The sequence below is a fragment of the Streptomyces sp. NPDC054047 genome, assembly GCF_055585065.1.
The window spans coordinates 169,459-189,506 of the sequence record NZ_JBVJKV010000002.1 but is presented as its reverse complement, the minus strand read 5'-3'; the positions used below and the strand labels follow the sequence as shown (position 1 = coordinate 189,506).

At 70.8% G+C, this 20,048-nt stretch carries 21 protein-coding genes; 9 read left to right on the top strand and 12 right to left on the bottom strand.

What is annotated here, in order from left to right; genetic code table 11:
* Positions 1–5 precede the first annotated feature (5 nt).
* Together zapE and ACZ6ZP_RS07560 are read left to right on the top strand one after the other, a co-directional pair.
* The gene (gene zapE / locus ACZ6ZP_RS07565; protein ID WP_469405944.1) at positions 6–1,097 is read left to right on the top strand and encodes a cell division protein ZapE; all 1,092 of its coding nucleotides are present in this window, start codon (positions 6–8) and stop codon (positions 1,095–1,097) included.
* A 93-nt stretch (positions 1,098–1,190) separates the two neighbouring features.
* Positions 1,191–2,555 (top strand): alkaline phosphatase PhoX, encoded by a 1,365-nt coding sequence (locus tag ACZ6ZP_RS07560; protein ID WP_361467914.1) that lies wholly within the window; start codon positions 1,191–1,193, stop codon positions 2,553–2,555.
* A gap of 69 nt (positions 2,556–2,624) precedes the next feature.
* On the opposite strand, the gene sph is transcribed toward ACZ6ZP_RS07560, so the two are convergent.
* The 5 genes from sph to ACZ6ZP_RS07535 all read right to left on the bottom strand — a co-directional run bounded on the left by sph (position 2,625) and on the right by ACZ6ZP_RS07535 (position 6,715).
* Positions 2,625–3,620, bottom strand: coding sequence for a sphingomyelin phosphodiesterase (gene sph, locus ACZ6ZP_RS07555; RefSeq protein WP_469405942.1), 996 nt, complete (start codon positions 3,618–3,620; stop codon positions 2,625–2,627).
* A 240-nt stretch (positions 3,621–3,860) separates the two neighbouring features.
* Positions 3,861–4,439 (bottom strand): TetR/AcrR family transcriptional regulator, encoded by a 579-nt coding sequence (locus ACZ6ZP_RS07550; RefSeq protein WP_351158392.1) that lies wholly within the window; start codon positions 4,437–4,439, stop codon positions 3,861–3,863.
* Positions 4,440–4,494: 55 nt separating this feature from the next.
* Positions 4,495–4,911: a RidA family protein gene (locus ACZ6ZP_RS07545; RefSeq protein ID WP_351158390.1), complete on the bottom strand. Its 417-nt coding sequence runs from the start codon at positions 4,909–4,911 to the stop codon at positions 4,495–4,497.
* 59 nt (positions 4,912–4,970) lie between these two features.
* The gene (locus ACZ6ZP_RS07540; RefSeq protein WP_366462135.1) at positions 4,971–6,164 is read right to left on the bottom strand and encodes a Cmx/CmrA family chloramphenicol efflux MFS transporter; all 1,194 of its coding nucleotides are present in this window, start codon (positions 6,162–6,164) and stop codon (positions 4,971–4,973) included.
* 143 nt (positions 6,165–6,307) lie between these two features.
* Entirely contained in the window at positions 6,308–6,715 is a 408-nt protein-coding gene (locus ACZ6ZP_RS07535) for a VOC family protein (RefSeq protein WP_351158385.1), read from the bottom strand.
* A gap of 102 nt (positions 6,716–6,817) precedes the next feature.
* Between ACZ6ZP_RS07535 and ACZ6ZP_RS07530 the strand changes: the two genes are divergently transcribed.
* The gene (locus tag ACZ6ZP_RS07530) at positions 6,818–7,285 is read left to right on the top strand and encodes a YunG family protein (protein WP_469405939.1); all 468 of its coding nucleotides are present in this window, start codon (positions 6,818–6,820) and stop codon (positions 7,283–7,285) included.
* A 96-nt stretch (positions 7,286–7,381) separates the two neighbouring features.
* Positions 7,382–8,638, top strand: coding sequence for a PucR family transcriptional regulator (locus ACZ6ZP_RS07525; RefSeq protein WP_469405937.1), 1,257 nt, complete (start codon positions 7,382–7,384; stop codon positions 8,636–8,638).
* Between the two features lie 163 nt (positions 8,639–8,801).
* Here the strand turns inward: ACZ6ZP_RS07525 and ACZ6ZP_RS07520 are convergent, their stop codons facing one another.
* Both ACZ6ZP_RS07520 and ACZ6ZP_RS07515 read right to left on the bottom strand, forming a co-directional pair.
* Complete coding sequence (locus ACZ6ZP_RS07520) at positions 8,802–10,112, bottom strand: NAD(P)/FAD-dependent oxidoreductase (protein ID WP_469405936.1); 1,311 nt, start codon at positions 10,110–10,112, stop codon at positions 8,802–8,804.
* Positions 10,113–10,296: 184 nt separating this feature from the next.
* The gene (locus tag ACZ6ZP_RS07515) at positions 10,297–10,863 is read right to left on the bottom strand and encodes a TetR/AcrR family transcriptional regulator (RefSeq protein WP_454429257.1); all 567 of its coding nucleotides are present in this window, start codon (positions 10,861–10,863) and stop codon (positions 10,297–10,299) included.
* Positions 10,864–10,968: 105 nt separating this feature from the next.
* Here ACZ6ZP_RS07515 and ACZ6ZP_RS07510 point away from each other — a divergent pair, with 105 nt between their 5' ends.
* Positions 10,969–12,180 carry a metal-dependent hydrolase family protein gene (locus tag ACZ6ZP_RS07510; RefSeq protein ID WP_469405935.1) on the top strand — a complete coding sequence of 404 codons (1,212 nt, stop codon included), beginning with the start codon at positions 10,969–10,971 and terminating at the stop codon, positions 12,178–12,180.
* The gene (locus tag ACZ6ZP_RS07505) at positions 12,177–13,031 is read left to right on the top strand and encodes an alpha/beta hydrolase (protein ID WP_351158373.1); all 855 of its coding nucleotides are present in this window, start codon (positions 12,177–12,179) and stop codon (positions 13,029–13,031) included. Before ACZ6ZP_RS07510 ends, ACZ6ZP_RS07505 begins: the two co-directional genes overlap by 4 nt.
* 62 nt (positions 13,032–13,093) lie before the next feature.
* Here ACZ6ZP_RS07505 and ACZ6ZP_RS07500 read toward each other — a convergent pair whose 3' ends face one another.
* Positions 13,094–14,536: a serine/threonine-protein kinase gene (locus tag ACZ6ZP_RS07500; RefSeq protein WP_469405933.1), complete on the bottom strand. Its 1,443-nt coding sequence runs from the start codon at positions 14,534–14,536 to the stop codon at positions 13,094–13,096.
* A 299-nt stretch (positions 14,537–14,835) separates the two neighbouring features.
* Here ACZ6ZP_RS07500 and ACZ6ZP_RS07495 point away from each other — a divergent pair, with 299 nt between their 5' ends.
* On the top strand, positions 14,836–15,780 hold the full coding sequence (locus ACZ6ZP_RS07495; protein ID WP_469405932.1) for a polysaccharide deacetylase family protein: 945 nt from the start codon (positions 14,836–14,838) through the stop codon (positions 15,778–15,780).
* Positions 15,781–15,808: 28 nt separating this feature from the next.
* Complete coding sequence (locus ACZ6ZP_RS07490) at positions 15,809–15,961, top strand: hypothetical protein (RefSeq protein WP_351158366.1); 153 nt, start codon at positions 15,809–15,811, stop codon at positions 15,959–15,961.
* A gap of 49 nt (positions 15,962–16,010) precedes the next feature.
* Here ACZ6ZP_RS07490 and ACZ6ZP_RS07485 read toward each other — a convergent pair whose 3' ends face one another.
* Positions 16,011–16,679, bottom strand: coding sequence for an ABC transporter (locus ACZ6ZP_RS07485; protein ID WP_469405930.1), 669 nt, complete (start codon positions 16,677–16,679; stop codon positions 16,011–16,013).
* The gene (locus tag ACZ6ZP_RS07480) at positions 16,676–17,686 is read right to left on the bottom strand and encodes an ABC transporter ATP-binding protein (RefSeq protein ID WP_469405928.1); all 1,011 of its coding nucleotides are present in this window, start codon (positions 17,684–17,686) and stop codon (positions 16,676–16,678) included. The genes ACZ6ZP_RS07485 and ACZ6ZP_RS07480 overlap by 4 nt, the downstream gene beginning before the upstream one ends.
* Before the next feature lie 156 nt (positions 17,687–17,842).
* Between ACZ6ZP_RS07480 and ACZ6ZP_RS07475 the strand changes: the two genes are divergently transcribed.
* Complete coding sequence (locus tag ACZ6ZP_RS07475) at positions 17,843–18,589, top strand: aminoacyl-tRNA hydrolase (protein WP_351158357.1); 747 nt, start codon at positions 17,843–17,845, stop codon at positions 18,587–18,589.
* Between the two features lie 21 nt (positions 18,590–18,610).
* Here ACZ6ZP_RS07475 and ACZ6ZP_RS07470 read toward each other — a convergent pair whose 3' ends face one another.
* Complete coding sequence (locus ACZ6ZP_RS07470; RefSeq protein ID WP_351158355.1) at positions 18,611–18,976, bottom strand: darcynin family protein; 366 nt, start codon at positions 18,974–18,976, stop codon at positions 18,611–18,613.
* Between the two features lie 97 nt (positions 18,977–19,073).
* Positions 19,074–19,967, bottom strand: coding sequence for an NAD(P)H-binding protein (locus tag ACZ6ZP_RS07465; protein ID WP_469405925.1), 894 nt, complete (start codon positions 19,965–19,967; stop codon positions 19,074–19,076).
* Positions 19,968–20,048: the final 81 nt, after the last annotated feature.

Sequence of the window (20,048 nt, the reverse complement as noted above, 5' to 3'; positions counted from 1 at the left end):
GAACCGTGTCGTCCTCCACCGCCGCCCCCGGGCAGAGCCCCATAGCCGAAGCGGCTCCCCTGTCGCTGTGCGCCCGCGCGCCCCACGTTCCCGCCGACCGTCTGGTCGCGGAGATGGTGCCGCCGCCGCGCTTCGACTCCGTCCGCTTCGATACGTACATCCCGGACCCGAACCAGCCGAGCCAGACCGAGGCCGTGCGGGTCCTGAGCGGCTTCGCGGCCGGGCTCGGCGGGGCGCACGCGTCCGGCGTCGGAAAGCGCCGCTGGTTCCAGAAGAAGGCCGCGGCGCCCACCGGACCCCGCGGCGTCTACCTCGACGGCGGCTACGGCGTGGGCAAGACCCACCTCCTGGCCTCCCTCTGGCACGCGACGCCCGCGGCGCCCGAGCAGAAGGCGTTCGGCACCTTCGTCGAGCTCACGAACCTGGTCGGGGCGCTCGGCTTCCAGCAGACCGTGCGCACCCTCAGCGGTCACCGGCTGCTCTGCATCGACGAGTTCGAACTCGACGACCCGGGTGACACGGTGCTCGTCTCCTCGCTGCTCGCGCGGCTCGTCGAGGAGGGCGTGGCGCTCGCCGCGACCTCGAACACGCTGCCGGGCAAGCTCGGCGAGGGCCGGTTCGCGTCCGCCGACTTCCTGCGCGAGATCCAGGGCCTGTCCACCCACTTCAAGTCGCTGCGCATCGACGGCGAGGACTACCGCCACCGGGGCCTTCCGGAGGCGCCCGCCCCGTACTCGGACGAGCAGGTCACCAAGACCGCGTACGCGACCGACGGCGCGAGCCTCGACGACTTCCCGCACCTGCTCGACCACCTCGCGCGCGTGCACCCCAGCCGGTACGGAGCGCTCACCGACGGGCTGCGGGCCGTCTGCCTCACCGACGTGACGCCCGTCCCCGACCAGTCGACCGCGCTGCGCCTCGTCGTGCTCGCCGACCGCCTGTACGACCGCGAGGTCCCCGTGCTCGCCTCGGGTGTCCCCTTCGACCAGCTGTTCAGCGAGGACATGCTCAACGGCGGCTACCGGAAGAAGTACTTCCGGGCGATCTCCAGGCTCACGGCACTGGCCCGGGACGCGGAGAGCCTCGTCAAGCCGTAGCGACTCACCGCTACGCGCGTGGTTCCCGCACGCCTAGGCGCGTGGTACACACATCCGGTCATGTTCCTGTCCGCCAGCAGGAGGTCGGCCTTTATGTCCACGACACGACGTCAAGTACTAGCTCGTACCGGTGCGGTGGGTGCGGGCATCGCCTTCACCGGCGCTCTCTCGGAGCTCTTCGCCGGGAGCGCCGCCGCGCAGGGCAAGGCAGGGTACGGGCCGCTGGTGCCCGACCCCGCCGGTCTGCTCGACCTGCCGAAAGGTTTCCGCTACAAGGTGCTCTCGCGGGAGGGCGCCGATCTGCCGTCCGGCGAGGGCAAGGTGCCGAGCAACTTCGACGGCATGGACGCGTTCCGCGGCAAGCGCGGCGGCGTCCACCTCGTCCGCAACCACGAGAACCGCCACAACGGCAGAGCCCCCGTGCCCACGGTCAAGGGACTCACCTACGACCCGATGGGCAAGGGCGGCTGTACGGCGCTCGCGCTCGACCGGCACAACAACGTCCTGAGCGAGCGCGTCGCGATCGCCGGGACCGCCGTCAACTGCGCGGGCGGCCCGACCCCTTGGGGCACCTGGCTGACCTGCGAGGAGACCGAGGACAAGGCCGGGACGAACGGCTACACCAAGGACCACGGCTTCATCTTCGAGGTCGACCCCGTCGACCCGCACCGCACCGGAGCCGTGCCGCTCACCGCGATGGGCCGCTTCCAGCACGAGGCGATCGCCGTCGACCCCCGGCGGGGCGTGGTCTACGAGACCGAGGACGCCTTCCTCAAGCCCTTCGGCCTCTTCTACCGCTTCCTGCCCAAGAAGCCCGAGGGCGGCCTCGGTTCGCTCCGCGCGGGCGGCAAGCTCCAGGCCATGCGGGTGCCGGGTGTGCCCGACCTGTCCGCGATCCAGGAGACGGGGGCGTGCTTCGAGGGCGTCGAATGGGTCGACGTACCGGACCCGCTCGCCGCCCAGACCCCCATCCGCCTGCAGGACTTCGGCCCCAAGGGCATCACCCACGCGCAGAAGCTGGAGGGCTGCTACTGGGGCGGGAAGTCCGTCTACTTCGTGTCGTCGTTCGCGCACAGCGCGGAAGGGTCCGCGGCCGACCACTTCGGCCAGATCTGGCGCTACGACCCCTCCGAGCGCCGCCTCACCCTCGTGATCGTCTTCGGCCCGAGCACCGACATCCAGCTGCCCGGCGAGTCCCCCGACAACATCTGCCTCGCGCCCAGCGGCGGCCTGATGGTGGCCGAGGACGGCGGGGGCGCGCAGCACGTGTACGGCCTGACCCGCCGCGGCGAGGTCTACGCGATGGCCCGCGGCCGGCAGAACATCGGCACCCCCGAAGAGCCCGAGTGGGGCGAGTTCGCGGGCGTCTCGTTCTCGCCGGACCACGACACGATGTACGTCAACTGCTACAACCCCGGCACCACGTTCGCCGTGACAGGACCCTGGCACAGGACCTGACCGGACGGGGTGCGCGGCGGACCGCCGCGCACCCCGCACAGGGCTCCAGGGCCTAGGAACCGATCAACTCTAGGAACCGATCACCGGATAGTGGTCGGACAGGTTGGTGTAGGTGTACTGCTTGCCCCAGCTGGAGACCGTCCAGGGCGCGCTCTGCTCCTTGACCACCTCGTTGTGCCAGGCGGCGGGGCGGGCGTGGCCCTTGCGGTGCAGGACGTAGTCCAGGTCCTCGCGCGGGTCGTCCGGGTAGCGCTCGGCGGCGATGGAGTTGTCCTGGGTGTCGAAGGAGTACGGGTGGCCGCTGCGGCCGTCGGCGGGGGCGAAGCCGCCGTCGGCGAGCATCGAGGCGTACTCGTCGCTGTGCGAGTCGACGTTGAAGTCGCCCGCCACGACGACCTGTTCACCCGACGGGATGTTCTTGGCGTCCAGGAAGGCGTCCATCTCCTTGAACTGCAGGGCGCGGGTCGCGGCCGCCTCGCCGGAGCCGCAGCCCGGGTCGGTGGACTGGGCGTGGGTGCCGACGACGTGCACCTTCGTGCCGTTGACGTTCAACTGGGCATAGACGAAACCCTTGTTGGAGTACGCGTCGGAGCCGCAGGCGTCCTTGTAGACGTACTGCTCCTTGCGCAGGATCGGCCACTTGCTCAGGACGGTCACCCCGCCGTCCTCCGGCGTCACCGAGGAGTACGCGCCGCCGGTGGCGTCCCAGCCGTTCTTGCTGCGGCCCATGACGGGGGTCTGGTGCGGGTAGCCGCCCGCGGCGTTGGCCTTCAGGGCGTCGGACGAGGAGTTGTCGAAGGCCTCCTGGAGGACGACCACGTCCTTGCCCTGGAAGAAGTCCGCGGCCGGTATCGCCTTGGCGCGGTGGTCCTGGCCCCAGTTCGGGTACAGGGTCTTGCTGAAGAGAAACGCGTTGTACGAGAGCACCTTGAGTGCGGGAGTGTCGACAGAGGCGGCAGGTGCGTCGGCGGCGGTCGCGGACGGGGCGACGGCGGCGAGCGTGGCCGCTGCGAGCACCGTGGTGATCGCGACGGCCTGAGTCCTGCGCAGCGCTGGGTGCGGCACTGAATCTCCTGTTGTGGGTGGGGGGTTGTGCGAGGGTCGTCGTGCACGTCGTCATGCACGATGTCGTGAACGTGCACGTGATGTGACTGATGTGGCGCCGCATATCCAATCAGCCGTGATTACTTCTGGGGATACTTCGTGTGAACAAAGATCCCGCCGCAGGTGCACGACGATTTTGTGCGACCCGCCAGGACCCGATGAGCCCACGTGACCGGAGTGGCGCGGGGCGCGGCGGGCCGCTCAGAGGTCGGCGAGCGTGCTCTCCACCGTGTCGAGCAGTACCTGCCGGTCGTCCTGGACGCGGGCGAGGATGCGCAGGCCGTAGTAGGTGCTCTGCACCCGGCGCGCGACGGCCACCGCGTCGGTGGTGGGACGGAGTTCGCCCGTGCGCGCGCCGGCCGCCACGACCGTGCGCAGCTCCTCCTCCACCCGGTCGAAACTGCGCCGGACGGCGTCCTTGACCTCCGGGTCGAGCCCGGCGATCTCGACGGCCGCGTTGATCGCGAAGCAGCCGCGCCCGTCCGCCTCGTCGAGGTCGGCGTCCACGGCGTGCACCATCATGTCCCGCAGCCGCTGTTTCGCCGGTCCTTCGCCCCGCAGGATCTCGACCTGCTCGGCGGTGCTGGTCTCGTAGTAACGCCGCAGAGCGCGCAGATAGAGCTGCCGCTTGCCGCCGAAGGTGTTGTAGAGGCTGGAGGGCCCGAGTCCGGTGCTCTCGCACAGCGCGCGCGTCGACGTGCCCTCGTAGCCGTGACGCCAGAACGTCTCCATGGCCGCGGTGATGACGCGGTCCTCGTCGAACTCTCGTGGCCTGGCCATGACCCCCACAGTACGGGTTTTGGAACACACGTACAAAACATCCGGAACGCCGTGGCTACGCGAGCGCGCCGATGCCCTCGATCTCGATCAGCCACTCGGGATCGGCGAGCGCGGCGACCTGGACGAACGACTCCGCCGGGAAGGGCGGTACGTAGAACTCCGCGCGGAGAGCGGCGAAGACGTCCTGGTGGGCGATGTCGGTGACGAAGACCGTGAGCTTCACGGCCTTGTCCGGACCGGACCCGGCGTTCGTCAGGACGGTGGCGAGATTGGCCAGCGCCCGGCGCGCCTGGGCCTCGAAGTCCCCGGCGCCCACCGTGTGACCGCGCTCGTCGACCGGGGCCTGCCCCGAGGCGAAGACGAGGTCTCCGACGCGGATGCCGAGCGAGATCCCGGCGGAGGCGTACCAGTCGGGGTCGGCGGTGACGCGGGTGCGGGCTCCCGACGGGCTGACTGCGGGGGTCTGTGACATGGCGTGTCTCATTTCTCTCGGTCGGGTCGGTGGCGTGTGGCGTGCGACGGCCTTCGTGGTCATGCGGTCACGCGTGTACGTTCCCGGGGCCGGGGCACGGCGTCCCGTCCCGCCCGCTGGAGTCGCGCCGCCCAGAGCACGGCCACCGCTCCGGCGGCGGCGAGCGCCGCGCCGACCCAGGCGACGGAGGCGTAGCCGAGACCGGCGTCGATGGTCATGCCGCCGAGGAGCGGGGCCAGGGTGTTGCCGACGTTGAACGCGGCCGTGTTGGTGGCGCCGACCAGCGTCGGGGCGGCCGGGGCGAGGGTGAACACCCGTGACTGGAGGGCGGGGTTGGTCACGTACCCGACGAGCCCGAGCAGGAAGACGAGCACGATCACGACGACGGTGGAGCGCGCCGTCAGCGCGAGCAGCGCGGAGAACACGGCGAGCACGCCGAGCCCCAGGCCGAGGGTCCGCAGCGGGCTCGCCTCGGCGGTCCGGCCGCCGATGACCAGGCCCACCATCCCGCCGACGCCGAACAGGGCGAGGACCGCGGGCACCCACCCCTCGGACACTCCGCTCACCTCGGTCAGCAGGGGCGCGAGATAGCTGAAGGTGACGATGACCGCGCCGAAGGCGAAGGCCGTGACGGCGTACGAGAGCCAGAGCTGGGGCCGCGCCATGCCGCGCAGCTCGGCCTTGACCGACGTACGCCCGGCTTCGGCCCGGCCGCCCGGGACGACCAGCAGCGTGCACACGAGGCTCACCACGGTGGCCGCGGCCACCGCCCAGAACGCGGCGCGCCAGCTGGAGTACTGACTCAGGAGGGTGCCGGCGGGCACGCCGACGACCGTGGCCAGCGTCAGGCCGCCCGCCACGATCGCGACCGCCTTCCCCTTGGCCGCGGGCGGCACGAGGGCGACCGCGGTGGCCACGGCCACGCCCCAGTACCCCGCGTACGCGAGGGCGCTGACCACGCGCGTGACGAAGAGGACCCCGTAGCCGGGCGCGAGCGCGCCGATCACGTGGGCGACGACGAAGGCCGCCTGGAGACTGACGAGGGCGGTGCGCCGGGGCCAGCTGAGGGTGGCCACCGCGAGCAGCGGCGCGCCCACGACCATGCCGATCGCGAAGGCCGAGATCAGCAGCCCCGCGTCCGGGATCGAGACGCCGAGGTCGGCGGCCATGCCCGGCAGTAGGCCGGAGAGCATGAACTCCGAGGTCCCTTGGGTGAAGATGCCGAGCCCAACTATGTACACCGCAGGCGGCATTGACGCCCCTCCTGATCACGACCGCTCTTTTGGAGCACTCGCTCCAAAACTGACGAGCAGGACGCTAGCACATTCTGAATCGATCGCTTCAAAACGTGGTGATCGATCGGGCACCAGGGCCAGGGGTCGCGGTCAGGACGCGGTCAGGGAGCCGCCCGGTCGCAGCCGGCCGCTTCGCCCGCCGCGCGCTCGGCCGCGCTGCGCAGCACGCAGAACTCGTTGCCCTCGGGGTCGGTGAAGACCACCCAGCCGGTGCCGTCGGGGTTCCGGCGGTCCGCCGCCACGGTCGCGCCCACCGCCAGGAGGCGTTCCACCTCTTCGTCCCGGGGAGTCTCGGGCTGGAGGCAGAGGTGGACGCGGTTCTTCTGGGTCTTCGGCTCGGAGACCTCGGCGAAGAAGAGGTGGAGTCCGGTGGGCAGGGCGATGGCCGCGGTCGATTCGCCCGGGAGGTCGTCGGCGTTGAGCGGGTGGCCCACCACCTTGCTCCAGAACCGCGCCAGTTCGTACGCGTCGGCGCAGTCGAAGGCGACGTTGAAGAGGGTCGAGCGCATGCGGGGAGCCCTTCGTCCGTGGCGGTGCGTGATCACGGGGATTGTGCTGCCGCGGGGCGTCAAGCGGTAGTCGTGCCGCGGGCGTTGTCAGTGGTGGGTGCCATGCTGATCGTCATGAATCCGCTGCCCCTGACCAGTGCGAGACCACTGACCCCGACCGGCGTCGACGCGGCACTGCGCGCCGCGTGGTCCGCCGACACCTGCTCGCCCGACGACGCCGCCCGCACCCCGTGGACCCCCGACAACCCGGCGTGGGGGCACTGCGACATCACCGCGCTCGTCGTGCACGACTTGCTCGGCGGCGTGTTGCTGGTCGGTGAGGTGTGGTCGGCCGACGGCGAGCAGCAGGGCTTCCACTGGTGGAACCGCCTGGCGAGCGGGGTCGAACTCGACCTGACGCGCGAGCAGTTCCTGCTGGACCAGCGGATCACGGAACCGCGCTCCGTGGAGCGACCGCCGGGTCGGCTGCCGCGCCGTCATGAGGAGTACGAACTGCTGCGGCAGCGGTTCACCGAGGCGATACCCCTGGCACCGGTGGCACCGGCCGCACCCGGCGGCTGGACTCCCTGACCTCGATGTGCGCCTTCGAGGCGCGGGCCGCTGGGCGCTGGGCGCGGCCAGGCTATCGATCTGTGGACAGTTCATGTCCCCAGATACAGTGCCGAGATGGTCTCGGAGCTGCAGCGGCTTGTCGACGCGTTCGGTGCCCGCCTTGGCCGCTCGATCGCCGTCGACGACGCGCGACTCAAGCTGCTCGCGTACAACGCGCACAGTGGCGACGTGGACGAGGCCCGGATCGAATCGGTCATGCACCGCGGTGTGTCGACCGCGCTGGTCGCGCACGTCTGCGAGCAGGGCGCTGCCCAGGCTTTCGATGTTTTCACTCTTCCGCCGTGCCCCCCGATCGGCATCACGATGGAACGGGTCGGTATGCCGATCCGCCACGACGACGTGCTGCTCGGCTTCGTATGGCTGATCGGCTCCGATGGCCCTGTCGGCGACCGGGCCGTCGAGTTGCTGCGCGAGGCGGCCGCGCAAGCCGCCCTCATCCTGCACCGCGGCCACCTTGGCCTCGAAGCGGCTCGCAGCCATGCCAGGGAGCTGGTCCGCGACCTGATCGCCCCGGACCAGACGCTCCGGACGGAGGCGGGTGTCGCGCTCGTCGAGGAGGAACACGCCGTGGCCGGCCCGGTCGCCGTCCTGGTGGCCATGGTGGGGGGCGAAGAGGGCGAGCCCCTGGCCGAAGACCGCCGTCTGGCCCTGGAGCTCGCAGTCGACCGCTGTCGACGGCGGCTCCCTCCCTCGCGCGGATTGGCCCTGACGCGTCCGGATCACGCGCTTCTGCTGACGATCTGGCCTGGGGCGCGTTCCCAGGTCGTCGAGCGCAATGCCGCCGAGCTTGCCGAGGTTCTGCGCGAAATGCTGGTCACGGAACTCGGCCTGGGACTGGCCCGCCTGTGCTGGGTGGGCATAGGCGGGCCTCGCCCCCGTCTGACCGAGGCCCGCTCTTCCTACGAGGAAGCCCGCTGCGCTGCCGAGGTCGCCCGCATCACGGGCACCCTGGGTCACGTAGTGGCTCATGGACAGCTGGGGGTGTACGCGCTCTTGGGCAAGCTCACCCCCGACCAGCTTGCCCAGGGCATCCACCCGGGGCTGCGCCCCCTGCTTTCGAACCCCGCGCACCGTGGGCTGGTGGAAACCCTGCGGGTCTATCTCGATCACGCCGGCGATGCCCGGCATGCCGCCACCGCCCTGCATGTCCACCGCTCCACCCTCTACAAACGGCTGCATCGCGTCGAGCAGCTCACCGGACTGCGACTGGACGTCGGCGACGACCGACTGGCCGCGCATCTCGGCCTGAAGACGGCAGAGTTGCACCCCCGCCTTCCGGCATCGACGAATGCGCCGGACGTGGTGTTCTGAGCACGGGCCGCAGCCGGGCAACGCAACGTTGACCGGATACCCGGCACCAGGTCAGCCGAGACGGTGTTCGGCCGGGTGTGCCTTCTCGCTGACGCCGCACAGGTGGTCGACCGCCGGGTACGGGCCATCCTCTTCGCCGGGGAACCCGGCTCAGCAACTGGCGTCAGCCGAGGACGGTGCCCGTGGACGGGGCCGGCCTGCGTCGGCGTGAGAACGCACCCAGGTCGATGGTCCGGCCGGTGTGCTCGCAGGTGTGCGTGAGCGCACTCCGGTCGTGGTCGTGCCCGCCTTCGACACCGTGGATCAGGGTGGTCATGAGGCGGCCCACCAGAGGGGCGTTCTTGAACTGATTGCCACTGGTGCCTATGGCCACGTAGAAGCCGGCAAGCTCGGTTCGGTCGTACACGGGGGTCCAGTCGTCGGTCACGTCGTATACGCCTGCAACACCTCGAGGCTTGTTGGGAACGCGCAGGCCGGGCAGTCGGCGAGCCGCCCGCGTCACCTGCGTCCTGAACCGCCACACGGTCGGAGTGGGACTCCCGTCGTCCGGATCGTCGAGCCATTCCAGCGGGTCGCACTCGGGTTCCGTGCCGCCGACGAGCAGGAACTCCCTGCCATCGGGCCGTATGTACGTGCCGAGGTCCATATCGGCCAGCACCGGTGCGTGCCCGTCGCCGGCGGCCTCGTGGTAGCCGGCGGGCGCCGCTACGTGGTGTACCTCCTGGCGCAGCGGCCGCAGACCGACGGTGAAGTCGCCGCCCACTCCGGCGAGCCGGTTGAGCTGTCCCGACCATGGGCCGGCCGCGTTGACGACCACCCCGGCGGACAGTTCGGTTCCATCGTGGAGGCGCACCCCGCGCACGCGTCCCCCGCGCCGCGTCACCGCGGCGACGGGAGTCTTCCACCGGAAGGCGGCTCCGTGTCGCTGGGCCGCCGTAGCAAGGTTGTGCGCGGCGAGTTGCGGGTCGTCGATGTAGCCGCCGTCGGGTGTGTGAAGAGCACCGAGCCGAGCGGGCGCGTCGGCGAAGAACTCGTCGTCGTCCACGGGACGGGGCGGGAAGTACCGGCCGGTGTCCACGGCGGGCCACCGCCGGGACAGCTCTCGTGCATCCCATTCCTCGTACGGGACACCGACCTTGTCGAAGTGTCGCGTGAACATGCCGCGGGGCGCGAAGTCCACGTCCAGCATGGTGACGCCGCAGCGGTTGAATGCCGCGAGGGGTTCACTGGCGGGTGCCTGGAGATGGTCGCGCCATGCTTCCCAGCAGTGACGGGACTCCCAAGCAGCGCTGACGCCCGCGATCGTGGGGTAGGTGAAGCGGACCACGGCGCTCGAGGCGCTGGTGGAGCCGTTGCCCGCGCCGCCGAACTTGTCGACCACGACGACCCGCAGGCCGCTCCGCACCAGTTCGAGGGCGATGGAGGATCCGATCACCCCGGCCCCGACAACGACTACGTCTGTGCTCTCAGCCATGTTCCAACCCGCCTTCTCCTTGCCGGACCAGACAGTTCCGCTGGCGGCGCGGAGGGTCGCCGCTCCGCCCGTCGTCCGCACATTACGCAGGTCAGAGACCTTGTTGCGGCGACTGTTGTCGCCACTTTCCGTCCTCGTATCCGACAGTTGTCGCGCGCCTGTGCGCCGATGTCCGTGGAACGGATCAGCCCTCTCTCATGCGCAGGATCAAGGTGACCGCGTCCTCCGAGCGGGTTCCGGGGGTCAGGACTTCCTGCAGGAGGAGGCCGCGCATCGCGGCAATGGTGACGGTGGCCAGATCCCGCGCTTCCTTCGCGTCGAGCCCTTCGCGTTCCGCGAGCGAGGACAGCATCACGGTCAGGTCGCCGATCGACTCCACGAACTCACGGAAGTCCTCGGGGCCGTACGCGGCCAGTCCGGCGACGTAGAAGAAGCCGCGGGTACGCGACAGCTGCTCCGGGCGGGTGTAGGCGCGCCAGATCGCCGCGACGAAATCGTTGAAGGTGCCCTGCTGCGCGGCCTCCAGGAGTGCCTCGTTGTCCCGGGATCGCTGCGCCGTGAGCATGGCGGCCAAGACACCCGAGAGCGACCCGAAGTGGTATCGCAGCAGGGCGTGGCTTGTCTCGATCCGGGCGGCGACCTCACGGAGCGACATCTCCGGCGGGGGAAGGGCCTCGCCGAAGGCGTCGAGAAGCCGTGCCAGGAGTCGCTCGCGCGCGCTGCCCTTGCGTTCCGAGGTTGACAGGATCACTCCCACGGTTTATCCATTGGAAAAGAAACTTTGCGGTCCGTGTTGCTTCGCACATGGTCGCAGCCGGCTCGCAACGACGGAGGATCGACCATGGGACCTGCTCATGTGGTCGGCGCGGCGGTCATCGACGGATCGGGGCGCGACCCCAGCAACCTCGACATCACCATCGAGAACGGCCGCATCACCCGGCTCGGCGCCTCCAGCGCGCACGGTGAGCGTCTCGACGCCGAGGGGCTGACGATGACGCCCGGTCTGATCGACGCTCACGTCCATCTGGGCCTGTCGAGCCCCATCCAGCCGCACTTCTCGTTTCAGATAAGTGCCGCCGAGGTCGCGGCGGACATCTTCGCCACGGCCGGCGCGACGCTCGACGCCGGCTTCACCACCGTTCGCGACACCGGCGGGATCGACGGCGGTGTCGTCACCGCGATCGCGAAAGGCAAGGTCAGAGGGCCACGCACCCTGTCGTGCGGACCGGTTCAATGCCAGATCGGCGGGCACGGCTACTACGGAGCCGAATGGGAACCCACCGAGCTGTGGAGCAGCCACCACATCCCCGGCCTGTGCGCCCTCTCCATGATGGCGGGCAACGCGGACGAGTTGCGGCACAACGTCCGCGAAGCCTTCCGTCGCGGAGCCTCCTTCCTGAAGCTCTGCGTCACCGGCGGAGTGGTGGGCGCACATGATCGACTGTCCGACACCCAGTTCACCGTGGAAGAGATCGCTGTCGCAGTTCAGGAAGCCGCGGCACGGAACACCTATGTGACCGTTCACGCCCACAACAACGAGGGCATACGCAATGCGGTCGAGGCCGGGGTGCGCTGTGTCGAGCACGGCACCAGCCTCGACGAATCCACAGCGGCCCTGATGGCCGCTCGCGAAGTCGCCCTCGTGCCCACGTTCGCTGTCGTCGAGCAACTGCTGCACGACACCGCCCAAGCCGGGCTCGCCGAGTCGACCCGCGACCGAGTCGAGGGCGTACGCGAGCAGATGACGAAGGCGCTCGCCGTCGCCAAGCACGCAGGAGTACGGATCGGGCTGGGTTCCGACCTCATCGGTCCGGCCCAGGGCCTTCGCGGCAGAGAACTCAGCCTGCGCGCAGCCCTCGAGACGCCGATGGAAGCGCTCGTGGCGGCGACCCGGACCAACGCCGAGATCCTCGGCCTGTCCGGCCAGGTGGGGGTCATCACTCCCGGCGCGCAGGCAGACCTCGTGCTGTGGAACGGCAACCCGCTCGAAGACCCGGAACTGTTCTCCGACCCCACCAACGCCGTCCTCGTGATCCAGGCCGGCCATATCATGAAGGACCTCAGATGAGCACCATGTGGCAGGGCTGCCTCGCCCACACCGACTACTTCGAGATGCGCTCCGGCGGTGGGCACGACTACGGGATCTGGGTCACCACGCCACCGCGCTACGACCCCGCCGCGGCACAAGTGCCTGTCGTGTACGTCCTCGACGGCAACTGGGCCGTGGGCATGACCGCCCCACTCATCGTCACGCAACTGGACCCCATGCAGTCTATCCAGCCCTACGTCCAGGTCAGCGTGGGCTACGCAGGCGAGGAAGCGGAGCAGTGGGAGCGGCTGCGCAACCGCGACCTCGTGCCCCCCGGCGAACCCATCGCGAAGGAGTACATCGATGCGGTGGAGACGGGGGTCGAAACCGGCACGATGACTCGCGGGCAAGCCGATGCCTACCTCGCTGAACTGAGCGACAGCCGCGGGGACATGTTCCTGGACTTCCTCACCGACGACCTGCACCCGCGGATCGAACGCGACTACGGCACAGCCCCGAGCGGTCACGGGCTCTTCGGCTACTCCTACGGCGGACTCTTCAGTCTCTACGCCTGGCTCACCAAGAGCACCTTCTTCGAGAGCATCGGCGCGGGCAGCCCCGGCATCGTCAACGCGGACAGTCAGGTCTTCGCCCGTCTTCACGCGATGGGTGACACCCTGCCTGCCACCAAGCTCCACGTGACCTTCAACGACCGGGAGATCCTCGGAGACATGGCGGTCTACCAGAATCTCGCGAAGAACACGGCCACGTTCCTTCACCGCCTGACCTCACGCAACGGCTCCGTCACCAGCGCACTCATGCACGAAACCCACGTGACCGGGCTGCAGGCATCGTTCCTCAGCTACCTCAGGACCTGCCGCGCCCAGTAGGCCTGGACGCCGCGGCAGCACTCCCTGGCCGCCGTGCTGGGCGGCGGCGCTCCGCGTCCCGCTCATTGCCGGCCGCACAAGGGGACCAGCTTCTGCTCCTCCTCCGAAAGGCTGGGGGCGGGAGTGCTGCCGCTCTTCGCGGACCGTGCCTGCTCGTTCTTCTTGCAGGCCGACGCCTGGACGGCGAGCTCCTCGATCTTCTCCTCCGACTCGTCGATGCCATCTTCGGTGATGGCCGACTCGACCTGCTTGCGCTGGTACGCCGGCAGGTACTTGAGCTCGATCTCGGGGTGGTCGTCCTCCACCGTCGACAGGCCCATCCAGCCAAGCTCCTTGTCGACTCCCCTGTACAGCGCCACGTGCCCCTCGTGGGCGCCGACGAAGTACTGCGTCTGCGTCCACCGGTAGCCGCCGTACAGGCCGCCGATGAGCGCGAGGGCCATTACGACGCCGAGCACCACTTCGCGACGGGGCTTGCGCCGCGCCGGTTCCTGTCGTCGGGGGCCGGTGGCTGCGGGCCTGGGCGGCGCCGTCCTCGCGGCGCCCCACACACCGCTGGAGGGCATCACCGCCATGGGGCGGCTCTCCGGCTCCGGGGGCGGGGTCGGAGTCGGAGTCGGAGTCGGAGTCGGAGTCGGAGTCGGGGGCAGGCTCGGGGTCGGGGTCAGGGTCGGGGTCGGCTTCGGTGCGCGTGACGTGAGCAGTTCCAGCGCCTCGGAAGCCGTCGGGCGGCCATCCGGGTTCTTCTCCAGCAGCCCCAGGATCAGGGGTGCGAGGCGGCCCGCGCACCGCAGAGGAGGGGCCGGTTCGTGCACGACCGCGTACTGCGAGCCGACGACGGTCTCCCGGCGGAAGGGCGACACCCCCTCCACCGCCTCGTAAAGAGTCGCCCCGAGCGAGAACAGATCGCTCGCGGCATTGCCCTTGTGTCCGCGGGCTCGCTCCGGGGAGAGATAGGGCGCCGACCCTATGACCACCCCGGTCACGGTCAGCCCCACATCGGCCTCGTTGAACGCGACCCCGAAGTCGGTGAGCAGGACTCTCCTGTCCGCCGTCACCATCACGTTGGCCGGTTTGATGTCACGGTGCACGATGCCCGCCCTGTGTGCCGCTTCAAGTGCCCTCAGGACGGCCGTGGCCACCTCTTCGACGGCATCCACCGTCAGGCGTCCCGCCCGGAGGCGCTCCTGCAGGGTGGCTCCGGTGACGAGCTCCATCACGATCCACGGCACGCCGTCCACGATGACGACGTCGTGCACGGTGACGATGCCGGGGTGGTCGCGCAGCCGCGCCGCGTTGCGGGCTTCACGTATGGCGCGCTCCAGGCGGTCCGCCCTGTCCGCGGGCGACATCACCGGCGGCAGGAACACCTCCTTGATCGCCACATCGGTCCGAAGCTGCACGTCATGGGCCTGCCAGACCCGCCCCATGCCGCCGGCACCCAGAGTCCGGACGAGCCGATAGCGACCGCCGATCAGCTGCCCGTGCTCCGCCCCATGTGCCACGGCCCCTCCGCCCCACGCCTGCAAGGACCTCAAGCTGCCAGCAGAATAGCCGCGGCCATCCCGCACGGTCGGCGCGATCGCTCAACTCCCCCTCCTCGTAACGGAATTCGGGGAAGGCGGGCCACAGAGACGCTCACCCGTCACGCGAGCAACCACTCGCCCGCCGCCGGTCCCTCTTGTTCGGAGCGGGACTCCGGTTGTTCGGAGCGGGACTCCGGGACGGACAGCGGTTCGGCCGTCCGGGGCAGTGTGGTTCGCTCTTCATCCTTTCATCCTTTTTGTGGCGATATGTTCGCCAGATGATCATCCTGACCCGGAGACCGGGTACCCGAAGACTGACCAGCGCCCGCGCCCTGACCGCCCTCACCCTCACAGCCCTCACCGCGCTCGCCGCCTGCGGCTCGGACCCGGCTCCGGGCAGCCGCGACCAGGCCGCGCGCCACTCGGCGAGCGCCCCGCCCCGCCCCGCGACCCTCGCCCCGGGCCCCGCGGGTCTCACCCCCGTCTTCAAGAACGGGCCCCGCACCAAGACGTCCGCCGCCCCTACCGTCGCCCTCACCTTCGACGCCGACATGACCGCCGATCAGGGGCCCCGCGCCGCGGCGGGCGAGCGGTTCGACAATCCGGCGCTGGTGGCGACGTTGCGCCGGCTGAAGGTGCCTTCGACGTTCTTCATGACGGGGCGGTGGGCCGAGGAGTATCCGGCGCAGGCCAAGGACATCGGCCGGGACCCGCTCTTCGAGGTCGCCAACCACTCGTACAGCCACTACGCCTTCACCGACCGCTGCTACGGCCTGCCGACCGTCCCCGCCTCCCGCATGCGCGCCGACGTGGAGCGCGCCTTCGCCGCCTTCCGCAAGGCGGGCGTCGAGCACCAGGTGCCGTACTTCCGCTTCCCCGGCGGCTGTTACGACAAGCGGGCGCTGCGCGCGCTGGCTCCCGGCGGCGTCACGGCCGTGCAGTGGGACGTGGTCAGCGGCGACGCCTTCGCCACGGACGCCGACGCGGTGGCCCGGCAGGTGCTCGACGGGGTGCGGCCCGGCTCGGTCGTCGTCATGCACTGCACGCGCAGCGCGGCTCCCACGACCGAGCGCGCCCTGCGCACGATCGTCCCGAAGCTGCGCGAGCGCGGCTTCCGGTTCGTCCGGGTGTCGGAGCAGATCCGGATGTCGGAGCAGAGCCGGGTGTCGGAGCAGAGCCGGGTGTCGGAGCAGAGCCGGACGGCCGCCGATACGCGCGGATAGCGCGGCCGGCGCGGATAGCCTGGTCTCCATGGACGACACAGCCGATGGCGCCACCAGCGACGACACCGCCGAGTGCGTGCTGTGCCGCAAGCCCACCGAGTACCCGGAGACACACAAGGGCGTGACGCTGTGCCCCGTGTGCGAGTGGCACGAGGCGCAGCGCACGGCCTGCTCGGGCTGACCCGCGCCCCCGGGCCCTCAGCCCTTCACTCATCCCCTGCGCGCATCACTCACCCCCTGCGCGAAGCCATCCCGCAGGCCACCCCCACCGCCGCCACCGCGAGCACCGCCGCCCCCGCGACCGGCAGCAACGGCACCGGCACCGCCCCGTCCCGCGACCCCTTGACCAGCGCGGTCAGGGTCGCCTTCGCCGGTGAGCCCGTGGTCACCAGGGCGAGCAGCGAGGCGAGCAGCATCACCGGGATCGCCCGCCCCGGCGAGCGCATCAGCGGCCCACTGGTGACGGCGCCGACGGCAGTGCCCAGGAGGGCGCTCACCAGCATCGCGAGGAGCCCCGCACCGCTCGCCGCGAGCCGGTTCACGGCCGTCCGGTGATCGGTGCTCGCCGAGTCGCTGATCAGCGCGACGACGACGGTGGCGACGGCGCCGAGCACGGCCGAGGCGAGGAAGGCGGAGAGCAGGCAGGCCAGCTGCGCCCGCCAGGGACCGGCCGCCGCGGCCACGCAACTGCGGGCGGCGGGCGGCTCGTTGGTGGCGCAGATCCGTACCAGCCAGGCGGCGACGGGCAGCAGCGCGGCGGCAGCGTACGCGAGGGAGTCGAGGACGGGCTGCCCGCTCTGTACGCCGACGGCGAGGAACGCGGCGTAGAGGATGACGGGGGCGAGCCAGCGCTGGGAGCGCAGGAGGAGGGCGGACTGGTAGTGGAGGAGGGCGTTCATCGGTCGTACACCTCGCTCGACGCGGGCGGAGTCGCAGGCAAAGCAGTGGGCGCGACAGAGGACCCGGCGGACGTGGGACCCGGCGCGGAGGACTCGGCGGACGCGGGACCCGGCGCGGAGGACTCGGCGGACGCGGGACCCGGCACAGCCTCCGAGACCGACACCACGTGCCACGGCGGTCGCGCCGCCAACAGCGCGCGCAGCGCGACGTCCGAGTGCGTCGCCGCCACCGTCAGCCGCAGCGCGCCCTCGGCGGAGTGCGAGGTGACGACACCGGGCAGGGAGGGCGGCGCGACCCCCGGCGGCCCCTGCGCCTCGATGACGGCCGAAGGGCGTTCCAGGGCGGCGGCATCCTGCGAAGTGCCGTCCGGCGTACGGAGGTTCACCGCCGATCCGGCCACCGCGTACGTCTCGTCGACCGTCCCCGAGAGCCGCCGCGGGTCATGGTCCACGAAGACGACGGCGCCGCCCCGCGCGACCCGTTCGGCCACGGCCCGGTCGAGTTCGTCGCGGGCCGCGGCGTCCAGGCCCGTCCACGCCTCGTCGAGCACGAGCAGCCCGGGCCCCGCGAGGAGCGCCTGGGCCACGGCGACCTTCTGGCTGCTGCCCTTGGACAGTTCCGACAGGGGCGTACGCGCGTGACTCCCGGCCCCGAAGCGCTCCAGCCACTCCTGCGCGCCCCGCTCGGCCGCGCCCTTCGCGAGGCCGTGGATGCGGCCCAGGTGCGTGAGGTAACCGGCGGCGGTGAACGGCAGCGCCGCGGGGAAGCGTTCGGGGACGTACGCCGTGCGCGGCCGTCCGAGCACGCGGCCCTCGGTCGGGGCGTCGAGCCCGGCGAGCACTCTCAGCAGGGTCGACTTGCCGGTGCCGTTCGCGCCCTCGATCCGCACCAGCGTGCCCGCACGGACGCCCAATGCGACTCCGCGCAGGACCCATGGCCCGCCCATGGCATAGCGCCGCCCCACCCCGTCGAGCCGCAGCGCGGCCCCAGCAAGATCACTGTCCATGCGGCCATCCTCGCGCAGGGGTCCGGCAGCACGGCAAGAGGTGCGGAGCGGCCGGGCAGGCAAGACGCGGTGAGCGGCCGGACAGGGGACGAGGAGAGCGAGGGCAAGGGGCAAAGCCCCCGCCGGGTCCGATCTTCCGCCTGGCAGACTGGACGCGTGAGCAGCGACGAGACCGCCGGGACCCCCCGGCCGCAGGACAGCCGAGAGCCCCAGGACAGCCCCTTCCGCGTGGAGCAGACGCCCCGCGACGAGGCGCCGCAGTACGTACTGCCGCTGGTGGCGCGCATCGAGCGCGCCGAGCCTCCGCACCGTACGGACGCCCTGGAGACCGCGGCCCGCGCGGTGCTCGTCATGCTCGGCGACGAGCGGTCGCTCGGCGAGGGCGAGTGGGCGCAGGCCATGCGGGACTGGCAGGACGCCCGTATCCGCAAGGTGGTGCGCCGGGCCCGCGGCGCCGAGTGGCGGCGGGCCGAGGCGCTCCCCGGCATCACGGTCACGGGCAAGTCGGCGCAGGTCCGCGTCTTCCCGCCGGTGCCGCTGGACGGCTGGCCCAAGGACCTGGCGCGGCTCCAGGTCTCCGGTACGGAACTGGACGACCCCGAGCCCTTGTCGCCCCCGGACGGTGCCGCCCCCGTCCTGTGGATGAGCCCCGATGTCGACATGTCGGCCGGCAAGGCGATGGCGCAGGCGGGGCACGGTGCCCAACTGGCGTGGTGGGAACTGTCGGACGAGGAGCGCGCGGCCTGGCGGGACGCCGGTTACCCGCTCTCCGTCCGCACCCCGGACGCCGCGCTCTGGCGCGAACTCGTGGCGAGCGGCCTGCCGGTGGTGCGGGACGCGGGCTTCACGGAGATCGCGCCCGGCTCCTGCACCGTCGTCGCCGACCACCCCGCCTTGCGTTGAGCGGGCCCCGCCCCGCTGCACTCAGGTACTGATGGTGGCCACGGCGTCGAGGCCGTAGGTGCGGGCGTAGCCGTTCTCGGTGCCGACGAGAAGGTCGACGATCTCGAAGTAGCGGTCCCAGAACGGGGTTTCGCGCAAAGCGTCGATGAGCAGCTGATAGGCCTCGTGGTCGTCGGCCTCCCAGACCCATACGTCGGTGACGCGGGTGGAGTAGAACTCCGTGTCGTAGAAGCGTGACCGGACACCGGTGGTCCTGGCCTTGATCGCGGGGATGACCTGGGTGCTGAACGCGTCCACCCGTTCCTGAACGGTCATGGCCAGCCACTCGGGCGTGGTCTTGACGAGCATGAACGCGGTGACCGGCGGTGCGGTGTTCTCGGCGGGCATTGCGGGCGCCTCCTGGGCGTCAGGTGTGCGTTGGATGTGCGTTGGATGTGCGTTGGAGATCAGCGAATGCGCGGCGGACGGCCGGGGGCGGTGGCCGTCAGGAGAGGACGGCGGGCTTGAGCGTCCGGGCGCACCACTCCTCGAAGGTGGTGGGCGAGGCGGTGTCCGGAGTACGGGCGACACCGTCGTCCAGGCCCTGGTCCTTGGCCCGCTTCATGTCGACGATGCCCTGGGCGAACGCCTCGTCGAGGCGGTAGCCGACGAGAGTGGTGTAGAGCTCGTCGAGCGGCTGGCGTTCGTAGCGGACGGGGCGGCCGAGCTGCTCGGTCATGATGCGGGCCAGGTCGTTGGGGGACAGGTCCTGCGGTCCGAGGACCGGGACGTTGTCGCTCCCCGTCCACGTGCGGTCGAGCAGCAGGCCCGCCGCGACGGCCGCGATGTCGGCGACGGCGACGAGAGGCGCCCTGCGGTCGGCGTCCACCGCATCGGTGAAGACGCCCTTCTCACGGATCGATTCGGCCTCCTCCAGGAGGTTCTCGAAGAAGGACGGGTTGGCCAGGGCCCGGTAGGCGACGCCGGTGTCCGCGATGAGGTCGTCCATGGCGAGGGAAGCGGTGACGAGTCCCGCGCGGTCGGCGACCGGGGTGCCACGGCCGAGCGCGGAGACGCCGACGACGTGGCCGACGCCGTGCGTGACGAGGGCCTTGGCGGCGGGGCGGGTGAAGCCGCGGTAGGCGTCCTCCGGGGTCAGGGAGGCGTCCGGGGGGACGAGCCAGAACACGGCGTCCGCTCCCTCGAAGGCGCGGTCGAGGACCTCGGGGTCGCCGTGCGAGCCGGTGACCACCTCGACGCGTTCGCGCACCGCGTCGGTGAGCCGGGCGGGATCGCGCACGATCACGCGCAGTTCCTCGCCGCGGGCGGGGGCGGAGTCCAGGAGCAGGGGCAGCAGCCGGCGGCCGATGTTCCCGGTGGGAGCAGTGATGACGATCATGGAAACCTCGTGGGTCGTGCCGGATCGGTACGTCCCTCATCCTGCGGAGGACCACGGTGTTGCCACAATGGGAACTTCGGC